Raw genomic sequence first — 14106 nt, 5'->3', positions numbered from 1 at the left:
CGTGGCAGCCCGTTGCCCGGCATTGCTGCTGTCCGCGCCAGCCTCTAACCAAGGCAAGACGCTGGTATCTGCCGCGCTGGCGCGTGCCTGGCGCAACCAGGGCCTGACAGTCCAGGCCTTCAAGTGCGGGCCGGACTTCCTCGATCCGATGATCCTGCATACCGCGACAGGCAGGCCGGTTTACAACCTCGATCTTGCCATGTGCGGCGCGGACGACATTGCCGCCCGGCTATGCCAGGCTGCGCAGGAGTCCGACCTCATCCTCGTGGAAGGCGTGATGGGCCTGTATGACGGCAGCCCGAGCAGCGCCGACATCGCGGCACGGTTCCAGCTCCCCGTTGCGCTCGCTATCGACGCGAGCGGCATGGCGCAGACTTTCGGCGCATTGGCTGCGGGGCTGTTTGCCCACCGGCCTGAACTGATCCCCGCAGGCGTGATCGCCAACCGCATCGGCAGCGCCGGGCATGGCGTCTTGCTGCGCGACAGCCTGCCGACGGATATTCCCTGGCTGGGCGCATTGCAGAAACAGGAAGCGCTTGCGCTGCCGGAACGGCACCTGGGCCTGTTCCGCGCCGATGAAATCGACGGCCTGGAGCAGCGCATCGCGCAGGCCGCGGCGTTGCTGACGGAATCAGGCCCGTTGCCCTTGCCGCCTGAAACCGTTTTCGCGCCCCTCCCCCCTGCCAACAATGTGCAGCAATTGCTCGCAGGCAAGACCATCGCCATCGCGCGCGACGAAGCCTTTTGCTTCATCTATCCCGCCAACCTCGATTGCCTGCATGCGCTAGGGGCGGACACCATCTTCTTCTCGCCGCTGCATGACGAGGCATTGCCGGCAGGCATAGACGCCGTCTGGCTGCCGGGCGGCTATCCGGAGCTGCATCTTGAACAACTAGGCAGCAACCAAGCCATGCGCACGGCCTTGCAGCAGGCTTGGCGGCAAGGGCTGCCGATATTGGCGGAATGCGGCGGGATGATGGCGGTGACGGACAGTATCAACCAGCAGCCCGGCTTCGGCCTGCTGCCGGGCAATTGCAGCATGCAGCCGCGCTTCCAAGGGCTGGGCGTGCAATTCGCCGAGTTGCCGGAAGGCAGGCTGCATGCGCATACCTTCCATTACTCCAGCCTTGAGACGGCGTTGACGCCCTACGCACAGGCAATCACCCAGCGCGGCAAGCCGGGCGAGGTTATCTATCGCCACGGCAGCCTCACGGCGAGCTACCTGCATTTCTATTTCCCATCCAACCCTGCGGCAGTTGCCCGGTTATTTGCCTCATGAAGCATTTCTTTCCAGCCCTGCTCGGGATTGTTCTCGTCACCAGCCAGGCACCTGTCCAGGCCGCCACGTTGTTCGGCATGGTGTCCGACCGCACCGCCCCTGCCGCGGCCGAGGCGGCAAAGCAAGCCCTGCAGCCATCCGGCAAGCAGGACCGCATCATCCTGCGCACGCAATCCCAGGTGCTCGCTGCCGACAGCAAGACCCTGCAGCGCTGGCTGCGCGACGCCGATGCGGTATTTGCCGTGGCGGTCTACGGCGAGGCATCTCAGCAACTGCAAAGCCAATTGCAACAGCTTGGCGCCAGCAAGCCGCGTACCTTCATCGCCTTCAACGGCGAAAGCGCACTCTCGCTGCAAAGCCGCTGGCAAGGGGAAGCCGTCAGCAGTTTTTCCCATGCCAAGAGCCTGACGCTGACGCAGAACAATCTTTCTGAAAAAATCGCCAAACTCGCGCAGCAACACGCTGCCGCGCGGCAATGGCTGGGCCTGCACGACCTCTGGCAGGCGGGAGGCAACGGCAACTTCAGCGCTTTCATGCGCTATCTGCTGCACCCTTCCGCCAGCTTGCCTGCAATACAGCCTGAGCCGCTGATGCGATTGCGCCAGGGCGGCCGGGAAGTCAGCCGGCCCAGGATAGACAACAATCAGCCTGTGCTTGCCGTGCTGGACCTCAGCACCAGCGACCCGCAACCCGTGGATGCCATCTGTGCCGCAAGCGAGAAGCAGAGCCAGCCCTGCATCGCCATCATGGCGCGCTGGGGCGAGGCTTCGCGCGACGCCATCGCCAACCTGAAAACCCTGCTTGCGCCGGCCGCACCTAGCGGGCTGGTGGTATTGCAGGACTTTGTCGTCGGCGCCGCCGAGGGCCGCGAGGCCGTGACCGAGCTGCTGGGCCAGCTCGACGTACCGGTGTACAAGGCCATCCGCCTGACCGACCGCGGTGCCAATGCCTGGCAGCTTTCGGAAGACGGCCTGCCGATCAACTCGGTGCAATACCGCGTCGCCATGCCGGAAATCCAGGGCAGTTCGCAGCCGCTGGTGGTGGCTGCCGCCGGACCTGCCGCCATAGACAAGCTGACCGGTGTCGAACTGAAGCTGCCGCAGATTTTACCTGCCGAGGTGCAGTCGCTGGTCAGGCGCAGCATCAATTGGCAGCAGTTGCGTAGCAAGCCGAACGCCGGGAAGAAGGTCGCGCTGATCTACTACAACCATCCGCCCGGCCGCCAGAACATCGGCGCGGACAACCTCGACGTGCCCGCCTCGTTATTCGAGATGCTGCATGCATTGAAGCGTGCGGGCTACGACACCGGCGAATTGCCCGCGTCGCCGGAAGCGTTGCTCGACCTGATGCAGGAGCGCGGCGTCAACCTGCCGGAAGACCAGGCCGCACTGGCCGAGATGAGCCGGCACGTCAACAAGCTCGATACTACCGCCTACCTCAACTGGTTCGGCACCCTGCCTGCGCAAGTGCGCGGGGAGATGGTGGAAGGCCCGCTCGGCAAGCTGCATGCCGACCTGGTGGCGGCGCAACGCGCCGGGGAGATCGACATCGCGCGCAACCGCCTCGACAAGGCCATGCACGAGCTGCGCCACCTGCTCGAAGGCGCGGACCATCCGCAGCGCGACAATGCGCTCAAGCAGCTTGAGACGCTCAACCACGGCTATTTGCAATGCCTGGAAAAGCACACCGACTGCAACGCGCTGGCCTTGCAGAAAACCCGGCTTGCAGGTTTGGGCATCGAGGGCATGCGCGGCTGGGGGCCCGCGCCGGGCAAGGTCATGGTGCATGACCGCCAGATCCTGGTTCCCGGCGTGCAGTTCGGCAACATTTTCATCGGCCCGCAGCCGCCGCGTGGCTGGGAAGTGGACGAGGAGTTGCTGCACGCCAACACCACCATTCCGCCGCCGCACCAATACCTGGGCTATTACCATTGGCTACGCAGCGTGTTCAAGGCGGATGCACTGGTGCATATCGGCCGCCACTCCACTTATGAATTCCTGCCCGGCAAGGCGGTCGGGCTGGCAGCGAGCGATTACTCACGTTTGATCGCGGGCGACCTGCCGGGCATCTATCCCTATATCGTCGACGGCGTGGGCGAAGGCACGCAATCCAAGCGCCGCGGCCTAGCCGTGATGGTGGACCACCTCACGCCGCCGCTGACCTCGACGCCGCTCTACGACCGCCTGCTGGAGCTGCGCCAGGTGGTGGAAAGCTACGAATCCTCCAGCTCCGAAACCATGAAGGTGGAGGCCGCGCGCGAAATGCGCCGCCTGGTGGAAGCGCTGCAACTGCGCGCCGAGCTGGAAGCCAGCATGGCCGACGTGCTGGAAGTGCGCGGCATCGGCTACGAGCAGACCGACGACGACCTGCTCGCGCATGAAATCGGCCACTACTTGACCAAACTGCAGGAGAAATTCATGCCGCATGGCCTGCATATCTTCGGCAAGGATTGGCCGGAAGAATCGCTGGCATTGATGTTGGATTCCATGGCGCGCGGCCATGAGCAGGGCGTCAGCGTGGAAACCCGCGACAAGCTGGCGGCCTCGCCGCGCCTGGAAATGCAGAGCCTGCTGCATGCGCTTGAAGGCGGCTTCGTGCCGCCCGGCAAGGGCAACGATCCCTTGCGCTCGCCCGATGCCCTGCCCACCGGGCGTAACTTCCATGCACTGGACGGCGACGTGCTGCCGACCCGCCTCGGCTTCCAAATTGGCGCCAGCATGGCCGCCAAGGTGCGTGAGCGCGACAGCGTGCAGGACAGCGAAGGCGTGATCCTCTGGGCATCGGACGCCGTGCGTGATGAGGGCGTAATGGTGAGCTTCATCCTCAGTCTGATGGGCATAGAACCGGAATGGAACGCGCGCGGCATCGTGCAGCGCATGCAGCTCAAGCCGGGGATTGCACGTCATGACGTGATCGTTACCACCTCCGGCTTGTTCCGCGATCTCTACCCCAACCTCATGCAATGGATAGATACCGGCGGCCGCCTCGCGCTCGCCGCTTCTGCCAAGGCCATCCGGGCGCAATATCCTGCCTTGCAGCCTGCGCTGGAAGAAGCCTTGTCGCCGTTGGGTGCTGGCATGGCGGAAGGCGACGAGCCGCTTTCGGGCAACGGCGTCGCTTTGCAGTGGATACGCCGCACCCAGGCGCATCAACAACAAGGTATGGCATTGCCGCAGGCTGGGCGCGAGGCTGCGTGGCGCATTTTCGGCGACGCGCCGGGCGCTTACGGCACCGGCGTCAACCGCCTCACCGAGCGCTCGGGCACCTGGAAGGACCGCAGCGAGCTCGGCCAGGCCTATCTCACGCGCATGGGCCACGCCTACGGGCTGGATGCCCAGGGCCAGCCCGCGCAGGATATATTCAAGACCGCGCTCACCAGCATCGCCAACACCTATCACGGCCGCGCCTCCAACCTCTACGGCTTGATGGACAACAACGACGCCTTCGACTACCTCGGCGGCCTGTCGCTCGCGACTGAAACCGTGACCGGCAAGCGCCCCACCGCGCGTATCCTCAATCACACCGATCCGGACAACCTCAGCGACGACCCGCTGGAAACTGCCTTGCTGATGGAATTGCGCGGGCGCTACCTCAACCCGGCCTGGATACGCCCGCTGATGCAGCACGGCTATGCGGGCGCGCGCACCATGGGGCAGGAGTTCATGGAAAACCTCTGGGGCTGGCAGGTCACGCGCCCAGACATCATCAAGGACTGGGCCTGGGACGAGGTGAAGAAAGTCTATATGGACGACAACCTGCAGCTCGGGCTCAAGCCTTTCCTCGAACAAAAGCACAACGCGCAGGTCAAGACGCACATGCTCGCCATCATGATGGTGGCCGCGGAAAAAGGCTTCTGGCATGCGGATGAACAGACCTTGCGCCAACTGGGCGGCGATCTGGCAAGGCTGGTCAACAAGAACGGCCTGCCCGGCAGCGGGCATACCTCGCCCAATCACCCGATGTGGCAATGGCTAGGCCAATACCTCGACGGCGATACTGCCGCCGCCTTGCAGCAAACCTTGGCCAAGGCGCGCGGCGACGCAACGCCCGGTTATGCGGATGCAGGTGCCTCGGTTGCGGAGCAGACTGTAATCGAGGCAGAGCAGGCCGCACCTGCGCCGGAAGAGGCCGCACCGGCGCAACAGCAGCAAGCCAAACCGGTTGCGCAGCCGAAACCGCAACCCGAGTCTGCCAAGCCAGCACCGCCGCAGCGCGCCTTCGAGGTCGCCATCAAGTCGGTGCAGGAATACTGGTATTGGTGGCTGGCATTGCTGCCTGTATTCGCCGCCGGGCTCTGGTTCGGCACGCGCAAGCCAAAGTTGTAATCCATACACAGGACGGAACATCATCATGTCATTTGAACTCGACACCCTGCACCACGCGATCACCTGGCTGTTGAAGCCGGTCATCGCCATCCTGGCGCTCAGCGTGATTATCGCCGTGCTGGAAGCCGGGCTGGCCGTGGGCGAACGCCTGTTCGGCCTCAAGGCCATGCGCAATTCGGGCAATGCCGATGCCGTGGTCAAGCTGGCCCGCCACCGGCTGGAACGCGCCGACCTCCTGTCGCGCATCCCGCCCATGCTCGGCCTGATGGCGACCATCATCCCGCTCGGACCTGGCCTGGCCGCGCTCGGGCAGGGTAATCCTGCGCAATTGGCGCAAGCGGTCACTACCGCCTTCGACGCCACGGTGCTGGGACTGATCGCAGGCATTATCGGCCTGGTGGTCGGCAAGCTGCGCCGCCGCTGGTACGAAGACGTGCTGGAAACGCTGGAGTCGCAACAGTGAGCAAGGCCAATATAAACAAGCTGCGCCTGAAAAGCCGCTTCGACCATGAGGACGAAGACCCGCGCGCCAGCCTGGTCAACCTGGTGGACGTGATGCTGGTGTTCGCCTGCGGCCTGCTCGCTGCCTTAAGTGCCGGAGGGCAGGCCATGCTGGTCAAACCCAAGGAAATCGAGCAAGGCAAGGAAATCGAGGCACCAGAAACGAGCAGCAGCAATGCCGCCGGCAGCGGATATCAGGCTGTCGGGCAGGTCTACCGCGACCCCAAGACCGGCAAACTGGTATTGATCGAGAATCCGGCAGCCCAGCCTTGAGGGTAAGCCGCCACCAATTGATTAATCGCTTTATACTGGCTGCTTGAATATCCAACTTCGCTCCAATCACGCAATGTCCAGCAACGAATTCGCCTTTACCGAGCCCGAGATCGCCGGGGTCTACCGCGCTATCCACCAGCGCCGCGACATGCGGCACTTCAAGCCCGGCGCGATAGAACCGGAAATCCTGCACAAGCTGCTGGACGCCGCGCATCATGCGCCCAGCGTCGGGCTGATGCAACCTTGGCGCTTCATCCGCATCACCAGCGATCAAGTACGCCGGGCCATCTACGACCTGGTGCAGGAAGAGCGCATGCAGACCGCCCATGCGCTGGGCGAGCGGGAGTCGGAATTCCTGCGCCTGAAGGTGGAAGGCATCATGCAATGCGGCGAGCTTTTGGTGGCCGGATTGTGCGACCATCGCGAGCGCTATATCTTCGGCCGCCGCACCTTGCCGGAGATGGACCTGGCTTCGGTCGCCTGCGCCATCCAGAACCTTTGGCTGGCGGCGCGCGCGGAAGGATTGGGCATGGGCTGGGTGTCCATCTTCGACCCCGTCAAGCTAGCCAGGCTGCTCAATATGCCCGAAGGCGCCAAGCCCATCGCCATCCTCTGCCTGGGCCATGTCGACGAATTCTATAAAACCCCGATGCTGGTGGAGGAAGGCTGGGCCAAGGAACGCCCCTTGTCGGAATTGATGATGGAAAACAGCTGGATAGACAGCGAATGAAAGGCCCGCGGCGCATTGCCTGCCTGACGGCGGAAACTACCGAAGTGCTGTACCTGCTGGGCGAGCAGGAGCGCATCGTCGGCATCTCCGGGTTCACCACCCGCCCGGCGATTGCAAGGCAGGAAAAACCCAAGATTTCAGGATTCAGCAGCGCCAAGATCGAGAAGATTCTCGCGGTAAAGCCGGACCTGGTGCTGGCCTTTTCCAACCTGCAGGCCGATATTGCCGCCGACCTGGTACGCGCCGGGACGGAAGTGCATGTGTTCAACCAGCGTTCGGTACAAGGCATCCTGGACATGATTGCGACGCTGGGCGCCCTGACCTATGCCGCCGACCGTGCAAACGCACTGATTGCCGGATTGCGCCAGCGCATGCAGCAAGCTGCCGAAACCGCGCGCTACCTGCCTGTTGCCCCCAAGGTGTATTTCGAGGAATGGAATGATCCTTTGATCAGCGGCATCCAGTGGGTGGCAGAGCTGATCGAGATTGCGGGCGGCAGCGACTGCTTTGCAGAATTAGCCGCCTGCAAGTCCGCCAAGGAGCGCATCATTGCCGACCCGGGCGAAGTCGTCCGGCGGCAGCCGGACATCATCATCGGCTCATGGTGCGGCAAGAAATTCCAGCCGGAACACGTGCTGGCCCGGCCGGGATGGCAGGCCATTCCCGCCGTGCGATCCGGGCAGGTGCATGAAATCAAGTCGGCCGACATCCTGCAGCCCGGCCCTTCCGCCATCCAGCATGGGCTGCCGCAATTGCAAGCCATCATGCAGCGCTGGGGCGTGAGCCAGGCGCACAGCAAGCATTGGAGTTGAACATGAACGCACACGACCACCACCTCATCCTCGGCGGCGCACGCTCGGGCAAGAGCGCCTATGCAGAGAAGCTCGCCCATGAAAGCAGCCTGGAAGTGGTATATATCGCCACTGCCCAGGTGTACGACAACGAATTCGGCCATCGTGTCAGCCAGCACCAGCAACGCCGCCCTGCGCACTGGCAGACCATGGAAGTGCCGCACAAGCTGGCGGAGGCCTTGCAGCAGCAGGCCGCGCCGGGCCGCTGCCTGCTCGTCGACTGCCTGACGCTGTGGCTGGCCCAGTGCATCTGCCCGGACTGCGCGCCGCCCGAAGGCGTGGACTGGCAACGCGAACGCGCCGCCCTGCTCGATGCGCTCCCGTCACTGCCCGGCAAGATACTGCTGGTGAGCAATGAGGTCGGCATGGGCATCGTGCCGCTGGGAGAAATCAACAGGCAGTTCCAGGACGAGGCGGGCCGCCTCAACCAAGCAGTAGCAGCCATTTGCAACAAGGTCAGCTTTATTGCGGCGGGCTTGCCGCTGGCATTGAAAGCCTAACGTTTCAGGCTAATGACGCGTGCGCCAGTATATTGTGCAAACAACGCAATGGCCTGCTCGACGATGAGGTCGTGATCGGGCTGTAGCCGCTCATCCAACACGACCTCCGACAAACGATAAAGAGGCGGCTCGTCCGAATTGGCCGAGCCGAGGACACGGAAGCGCAACTTGCCTGCCTCCAGGCCTGTCAACTGCACCAGCACATCGTGCAGGACTATTCTGAGCAATGCCTCCCCCACGGGCAAAGCAAGCTGCCGCTCACGCAGGCTCACAGCCAGCCTTCCTCCGTCATCACTTCCTGGATCAGCGGCACCAGCGCCTGGGGCAATTTCACCTGGGTCAGCAAGGCCTGGTGCCCGGCTTTAGATACCTTGCGCAAGGTCTTGCGCAGGATATCCTTCCATTTCGGCACATCGTATTCCGGGTGCTGGCCGACGAACTCTTCAAGGTAATATTCGACGAACACCATCACGACCACGTCCTCCAGCACCTGCATCTCGGCATCGGCCAGCGGCGCTTCCTTGCTGACCAATGCAGCCACGCGGAGTATCGTTTCCTCGTCATATCCGGCCTGCTGCATGATCTCGCGCGCGACTTCGGCATGGTACTGCTTGAGCTTGCGCCGCCACTGGTGATAGCCCGGCTTGGTCATCGGGTAGGCGTCGCGCGGCAAGATCCAGCGCTCGATATGCTGGCAGCGCGCGGCCAATTGCAATGCCTCGGAGGCATCCGGACGGTAGCGCTGCAACATCTCCGTCATGCGCCGGGCGTAAGCCAATTCCTTGGGAACAGCCACGCCGTTTACCAGCGTCTGGTTGGGGTCCTGGGCATTGCGTGCATCAAAGGCCTGCATCGCCTGGGAAAATGCTGGGCCGAACTGGGCATCGACTTGCATGGAATACTTTCCTGAATGGGTTGATGCCATTTTACGCGAAACACCCGCCCTGCTCGTTTCATTGCCATGCAAAACATGGTGTAATCGCAGGCATTCAATTCAAGGCATCATCATGGAATTCACGCTGCGCGACGACTATATCGAACTTTGCAACCTGCTCAAGCTGACAGGCATCGCCGACTCAGGCGGCCAGGGCAAGGCCATGGTAGCGGGAGGGCTGGTGCAAGTGGACGGTCAGCCGGAAACGCGCAAGACCGCGAAAATCCGCGCAGGCCAGGTGGTGGAATGCATGGGGCATACGATCAAGGTGCTTGGCCGATAGCCATAGAGTCACTAACAACATCCTTCTGGCATTGTTGCGCTGCCCTACCATAATCGCTTAGCTGGGTTTTGTTAGCGATTTAGATAAATAAAAAGGCCGGAAACCCGACCTTGCGAACACAAGCTGCTAATGCCTAGCTCGCGTACTTGATGGAGCATCCGTAAGGCTTGGTAACGGCATGCGAAACCTTCTTGCCGCTCGCGAGCTCGGAAAGCGCCAGCTTGACATAGTTGTCCGCCTTGGCAATGTCTTCCACCTTGGCTGTCGCGATGCTATCTATGCCGCCTTTGTAGACCAGCACGCCTTCGGGATTGATGATGTAAAGATGAGGGGTCGTCTGTGCATCGTATTGCTTGCCAACCTTGCCGTCATAATCGAGCAATACCTTGCTGGGCGCAGCGCCACGGTCCGCGTTGAGCTTGAGCGCGGTCTGCGCATCGACATGGCCTTGCGCGCCAGGGGCGGAAGAAATCACTTGCAGCCAGACCACGCCTTGAGCAGTCGCTTCCTTCTGCAAGTTAGGAATGTTGCCGCTACCGTAATGCTTCACGACATAAGGGCACTCATTGTTAGTCCATTCCAGTACCACGGTCTTTCCCTTGAGTGAATCGAGGCTCAATGTTTCCCCAGTGGCAGTCTTGACCGAGAAAGCAGGAGCAGCCTTGCCAATATCGGCAGCAGCCTGTGCCGACATTGGGAGAAAGGCCAGGCTGGCACCACAAATAGCAACATTCAGTAAACGGCGTAATAACATGATGATCTCCTCGATTAGTTAGGTTAATGGCTAGTGAATGATCACAACTTCTGTACTGCATTCAATACGATTTCCGGCGTCAGAATCTGCGGCAGCACTTGCGGCTTGGCTTCCTTGCCGGGGGGATAAAGGATGTACAAAGGGACACCGCTGCGTCCGAACTGCTTGAGCAGCTGCGTGATCTGCTGGTCCTGGTTGGTCCAGTCGCCCTTCAAGTAGGTAATACCGGAATTGCTGAACGCATCCACCACCCTGCGCTGGCTCAATGCGACTTGCTCATTGACCAGGCACGTAATGCACCATGCGGCAGTCAGGTTGACGAAGACCGGCTTGCCTTCCGCCCGCAAGTCTTGCAGCTTCTGCTGGCTGTAGGCTTCCCAATTCTTCTCGACGGTTCCGGCATCGGCAGCGACGGCGGCATTGACCGAGGCGAACAACTGGATGCCGCTGTAACTGCCGTAGATCAATGCCACAAACCCGAGTACCGCAACGGTATTGGCAACATGGCGTACGCGCTCGCTGCCGTGCCGCGTGATCTCATACAGCCAGGCCAGCAAGGCGATGGCCAGCATGCCGGACAGTGCGAGCGCAATTGCATTGGGCCCGGCCTGTTGCGCCAGCACCCAAACCAGCCATACCGCCGCGCCGTACATCGGGAAGGCCAGCGCCTGCTTGAAGCACTCCATCCAGATGCCCGGCCTGGGCAGGAAACGCTGCAGGCGCGGCCAATGGCTCAATAACAGGTATGGCAACGCCAGGCCGAAGCCCAGGCTCAGGAAGATGGCAAGCAGCACTCCGGCAGGCTGGGAGATCGCATAGCCCAGCGCTCCGCCCATGAAAGGCGCGGTGCAAGGGGTTGCCACCACGGTCGCCAGTACGCCGGTGAAGAAGCTGCCGCTGTATCCGGGCTTGTCGGCTAGGGAGGAACCGATGCCGCTCAGCGAACTGCCGATGGTCAGCAATCCGGACAGGCTCAAGCCCACCGCGAACATGAGGTAGGCAACCAAGATAACGAAAATAGGCGACTGGAACTGGAATCCCCACCCAATCTGGCCGCCTGCCGACTTGAGCACAATCAACGCAACCGCCAAGACGGCAAAACTGGACAGCACCCCGGCGGTATAGGCCCAGCCCTGCAGTTTCACCTGGGCCTGGGATAGTTTGCTATGGTGCAGCAGGGAAAGCGCCTTGATCGACAAGACCGGGAATACGCAAGGCATCAGATTGAGAATGATGCCGCCGAGCAATGCGAACGCCAGGGCGGAATAAAAACCGATATCCTCGGTCACGGCAAGCAGCGGATTATCAGCGGCCGATCCGTCATCCACGATGGTTTCGGCGATTGCAGGCTCCAGCTTGACTTCCACTCGATACCCTTGAGCCAGCCTGCCGTTGTTGGTCTCCTTGCTGAGCACCAGCACACCCTTCAATAGCTCTCCCTCGCCCAAGGGATTGTCGCCCGCGGTCAACTGCAACAACAGGGCTTCCGGATCCACGCGCCTGGGTTGCGCAGCCTTATGGGATACCCTTCCCCACTCTTCAGGGAAGAACCACGCTTCTACCTTGCTGCCGTTCTCCAGCACCTTGCCGTTCACCTTGAGCAAAGGACCTTGTTGCTGGTGATAAGCATTGAATGCCCAAGGGCTCTCGACCGGCAACCTCTCCGAGGACTTGGCAATCAAATCGCTGCCCTTGCCGCCATCCACGCCTGCCGCAACTACCTTCAGCGGCAGCGTCAATGTCACTTCCTGTGGAATGCAGACATCATCGCATACCAGCCAGTTGACCAATGCCGTCACCGGGAAATTGTCGCCCGGCCTGGCGGATTCCGGCACGCGTATCTTGGCCAACAAGGTGACGTCGTCCGAATAGCCGTAGTTGGTAATGGGGCCGACCTGGAAGCGGCTGGGGATGGGCCAGATGATATCGCCGGCTTGCGCGCCTTCCGGCAACGTCCAGGCGATCGAGGTCGACATGCCGGAATCGCCCGGGTTAATCCAATAGGTATGCCAATGCGGGATGATGCGCTGGTTAACGCCTACCGTGATTTCCTCGCCCGCGTGCACCGCGTCCACCGACGCCACCAGCCTGGCCCTGACTTGCTCGGTAGCCGCCTCCGGCCCGTCGGCCAGCGCTTCGCCAAAAAACGCGAGCGAAAGCATCGCCACCAGCAGCCATTGGACCACCGGGCTCATCGTTTGCGGATTGCTCGACCTGTTGTTCATAACCTGGACTGTATCTTTTCCAAACCTGCAAGCGCGCATTCTTCATCTATCTTGGCGCCGCCTATGCCGATCGCTCCCAGCACCTGCCCGTTTGCCTTGATCAATACGCCGCCAGGACGGCTGTTGTATGCGGGATTCCCGGCAACCCTGGCCGCAAGCGCCTTATCCGTCTCGACGTGCTCGTGCAAATAGCTGGTGTCAACACCGAAAGCCAGCGCAGTTTGCGCTTTTGCCGTGCTGGAACTCACGCCTCGCGGCGTTGCGCCGTCCGCGGCCAGCAATACTTTCAGTACGCCTGCGCTATCTATGATGCTGACCCCGATGAGCCCATCTTTGCGGGCGCATGATTCTATGCTTGCCCGAGCCGCCTCCTGGGCCAGCTCCAGGGGAATACCCGGCAACCCGCCAGGGGCAGGCTGCTGTGGAGTATTTTCCGCTGCATTCAGCGCAACTGCTGCGGACAGGAAACCTGCCCATGCGATGGTGTTAAACAACTTGCTACGCTTCACTTTCAACCAGCCCCCTCAAGCACGGAGGCGCTGATTGAAGAATGCAATGGTGCGTTGCCAGGCCAGCTTGGCTGCCGCCTCGTCATAGCGCGGAGTGGTGTCATTGTTGAAAGCATGCTGAACCCCAGGATAGATATACGCCTGGTATTTCACATTGGCAGCCTTGAGCGCACTTTCATACGCGGGCCAGCCGGATGTAATGCGCTCATCCTGCTCCGCCAACTGGACCAGTAGCGGCGCCTTGATCTTGGCAACATCTTCCGCGGGCGGGTGAGCGCCGTAGAACGGCACGGCAGCGTCCAAGTCCGGCAGCCGCGTCGCCAGAAAATTGGCAATGCCGCCTCCGTAGCAAAAACCGACCACACCCAGCTTGCCATTGCCTTCTGGCAGTTTCTTTAGTGCCGTGGCAGCGGCAATGAAATCCTCGCGGGTCTTGGTTTGGTCTAGCGTGGCAAACAATTCGCGGGCCTTGTCCTCATCCCCGGGATAGCCGCCCAGCGGCGCCAATGCGTCAGGCGCGAAGGCAATGAAGTTATCCAGCGCGACACGGCGGGCGATATCCTGAATATGGGGATTGAGACCCCGGTTCTCATGCACCACCAGCACAACTGGCAACTTGCCTTCTACCTTGGCAGGCTTCACCAAATATCCTTTTACCTTGCCGTTGCCATTGGGAGAAGGAAATTCCACCCATGATGTTTGGATGCGTTTGTCATCCGCAGGTATCTGCTCAGCCGCTGCAAACTGGGGAGAAAGTGCAAACAATAACGCCTCGGCGGATAAGCCAGCCACGCCCAACTTGGCCACAGTATTCAGGAAACCCCGCCGGCTGATTTCGCCATGGGTATAACGATCGAATGCCTTCAATGCCTCTGGCGGGAAATCTTTTGCTGTTTTACGTGCCATGCTTGCTCCTCTGTGCGCATCGGGAATAATTAGAAT

At 61.4% G+C, this 14106-nt stretch carries 14 protein-coding genes; 8 read left to right on the top strand and 6 right to left on the bottom strand.

Annotated elements, in window-relative coordinates:
* The first annotated feature begins 1 nt into the window (after position 1).
* From ACJSDX_RS09200 to cobU, 7 genes are all read left to right on the top strand, one after another.
* The gene (locus tag ACJSDX_RS09200; RefSeq protein WP_407994455.1) at positions 2-1279 is read left to right on the top strand and encodes a cobyrinic acid a,c-diamide synthase CobB; all 1278 of its coding nucleotides are present in this window, start codon (positions 2-4) and stop codon (positions 1277-1279) included.
* Positions 1276-5604, top strand: coding sequence for a cobaltochelatase subunit CobN (locus ACJSDX_RS09195; protein WP_407994454.1), 4329 nt, complete (start codon positions 1276-1278; stop codon positions 5602-5604). The genes ACJSDX_RS09200 and ACJSDX_RS09195 overlap by 4 nt, the downstream gene beginning before the upstream one ends.
* Before the next feature lie 25 nt (positions 5605-5629).
* On the top strand, positions 5630-6067 hold the full coding sequence (locus tag ACJSDX_RS09190) for a MotA/TolQ/ExbB proton channel family protein (RefSeq protein ID WP_407994453.1): 438 nt from the start codon (positions 5630-5632) through the stop codon (positions 6065-6067).
* Positions 6064-6378: a DUF2149 domain-containing protein gene (locus ACJSDX_RS09185; RefSeq protein WP_407994452.1), complete on the top strand. Its 315-nt coding sequence runs from the start codon at positions 6064-6066 to the stop codon at positions 6376-6378. Before ACJSDX_RS09190 ends, ACJSDX_RS09185 begins: the two co-directional genes overlap by 4 nt.
* 73 nt (positions 6379-6451) lie before the next feature.
* Positions 6452-7108, top strand: coding sequence for a 5,6-dimethylbenzimidazole synthase (bluB, locus tag ACJSDX_RS09180; protein ID WP_407994451.1), 657 nt, complete (start codon positions 6452-6454; stop codon positions 7106-7108).
* Positions 7105-7920, top strand: coding sequence for a cobalamin-binding protein (locus ACJSDX_RS09175; protein ID WP_407994450.1), 816 nt, complete (start codon positions 7105-7107; stop codon positions 7918-7920). Before bluB ends, ACJSDX_RS09175 begins: the two co-directional genes overlap by 4 nt.
* A gap of 2 nt (positions 7921-7922) precedes the next feature.
* Positions 7923-8459: a bifunctional adenosylcobinamide kinase/adenosylcobinamide-phosphate guanylyltransferase gene (gene cobU / locus ACJSDX_RS09170; protein WP_407994449.1), complete on the top strand. Its 537-nt coding sequence runs from the start codon at positions 7923-7925 to the stop codon at positions 8457-8459.
* Here the strand turns inward: cobU and ACJSDX_RS09165 are convergent.
* Positions 8456-8731 carry a hypothetical protein gene (locus tag ACJSDX_RS09165; RefSeq protein ID WP_407994448.1) on the bottom strand — a complete coding sequence of 92 codons (276 nt, stop codon included), beginning with the start codon at positions 8729-8731 and terminating at the stop codon, positions 8456-8458. The genes cobU and ACJSDX_RS09165 overlap by 4 nt on opposite strands.
* Entirely contained in the window at positions 8728-9354 is a 627-nt protein-coding gene (locus ACJSDX_RS09160) for a DUF4202 domain-containing protein (protein ID WP_407994447.1), read from the bottom strand. Before ACJSDX_RS09160 ends, ACJSDX_RS09165 begins: the two co-directional genes overlap by 4 nt.
* 112 nt (positions 9355-9466) lie before the next feature.
* Between ACJSDX_RS09160 and ACJSDX_RS09155 the strand changes: the two genes are divergently transcribed.
* On the top strand, positions 9467-9676 hold the full coding sequence (locus tag ACJSDX_RS09155; RefSeq protein ID WP_407994446.1) for an RNA-binding S4 domain-containing protein: 210 nt from the start codon (positions 9467-9469) through the stop codon (positions 9674-9676).
* A gap of 133 nt (positions 9677-9809) precedes the next feature.
* On the opposite strand, the gene ACJSDX_RS09150 is transcribed toward ACJSDX_RS09155, so the two are convergent.
* Genes ACJSDX_RS09150 through ACJSDX_RS09135 form a run of 4 tightly spaced genes read right to left on the bottom strand, consistent with a single transcriptional unit; the run spans position 9810 to position 14070 of the window.
* Entirely contained in the window at positions 9810-10430 is a 621-nt protein-coding gene (locus ACJSDX_RS09150) for a redoxin domain-containing protein (RefSeq protein ID WP_407994445.1), read from the bottom strand.
* A gap of 41 nt (positions 10431-10471) precedes the next feature.
* Entirely contained in the window at positions 10472-12625 is a 2154-nt protein-coding gene (locus tag ACJSDX_RS09145) for a protein-disulfide reductase DsbD family protein (RefSeq protein WP_407994444.1), read from the bottom strand.
* A 26-nt stretch (positions 12626-12651) separates the two neighbouring features.
* A complete protein-coding gene (locus tag ACJSDX_RS09140; RefSeq protein ID WP_407994443.1) occupies positions 12652-13164 on the bottom strand; it encodes a GlcG/HbpS family heme-binding protein in 513 nt (170 codons plus the stop codon).
* 15 nt (positions 13165-13179) lie between these two features.
* A complete protein-coding gene (locus ACJSDX_RS09135; RefSeq protein WP_407994442.1) occupies positions 13180-14070 on the bottom strand; it encodes a dienelactone hydrolase family protein in 891 nt (296 codons plus the stop codon).
* Positions 14071-14106: the final 36 nt, after the last annotated feature.

This window comes from Methylobacillus draconifructus, assembly GCF_045984355.1.
Taxonomy (GTDB): domain Bacteria; phylum Pseudomonadota; class Gammaproteobacteria; order Burkholderiales; family Methylophilaceae; genus Methylobacillus; species Methylobacillus flagellatus_A.
The sequence above is the reverse complement of the archived record's forward strand: the minus strand, read 5'-3'. Positions and strand labels throughout refer to the sequence as shown.

Excerpts from the sequence above, each read along its gene's own strand:
- ACJSDX_RS09195 (WP_407994454.1), top strand. The coding sequence starts at position 1,276 with ATGAAGCATTTCTTTCCAGCCCTGCTCGGGATTGTTCTCGTCACCAGC.
- ACJSDX_RS09190 (WP_407994453.1), top strand. The coding sequence starts at position 5,630 with ATGTCATTTGAACTCGACACCCTGCACCACGCGATCACCTGGCTGTTG.
- bluB (WP_407994451.1), top strand. The coding sequence starts at position 6,452 with ATGTCCAGCAACGAATTCGCCTTTACCGAGCCCGAGATCGCCGGGGTC.
- ACJSDX_RS09175 (WP_407994450.1), top strand. The coding sequence starts at position 7,105 with ATGAAAGGCCCGCGGCGCATTGCCTGCCTGACGGCGGAAACTACCGAA.
- cobU (WP_407994449.1), top strand. The coding sequence starts at position 7,923 with ATGAACGCACACGACCACCACCTCATCCTCGGCGGCGCACGCTCGGGC.
- ACJSDX_RS09160 (WP_407994447.1), bottom strand. The coding sequence starts at position 9,354 with ATGCAAGTCGATGCCCAGTTCGGCCCAGCATTTTCCCAGGCGATGCAG.
- ACJSDX_RS09155 (WP_407994446.1), top strand. The coding sequence starts at position 9,467 with ATGGAATTCACGCTGCGCGACGACTATATCGAACTTTGCAACCTGCTC.
- ACJSDX_RS09150 (WP_407994445.1), bottom strand. The coding sequence starts at position 10,430 with ATGTTATTACGCCGTTTACTGAATGTTGCTATTTGTGGTGCCAGCCTG.
- ACJSDX_RS09145 (WP_407994444.1), bottom strand. The coding sequence starts at position 12,625 with ATGAGCCCGGTGGTCCAATGGCTGCTGGTGGCGATGCTTTCGCTCGCG.
- ACJSDX_RS09135 (WP_407994442.1), bottom strand. The coding sequence starts at position 14,070 with ATGGCACGTAAAACAGCAAAAGATTTCCCGCCAGAGGCATTGAAGGCA.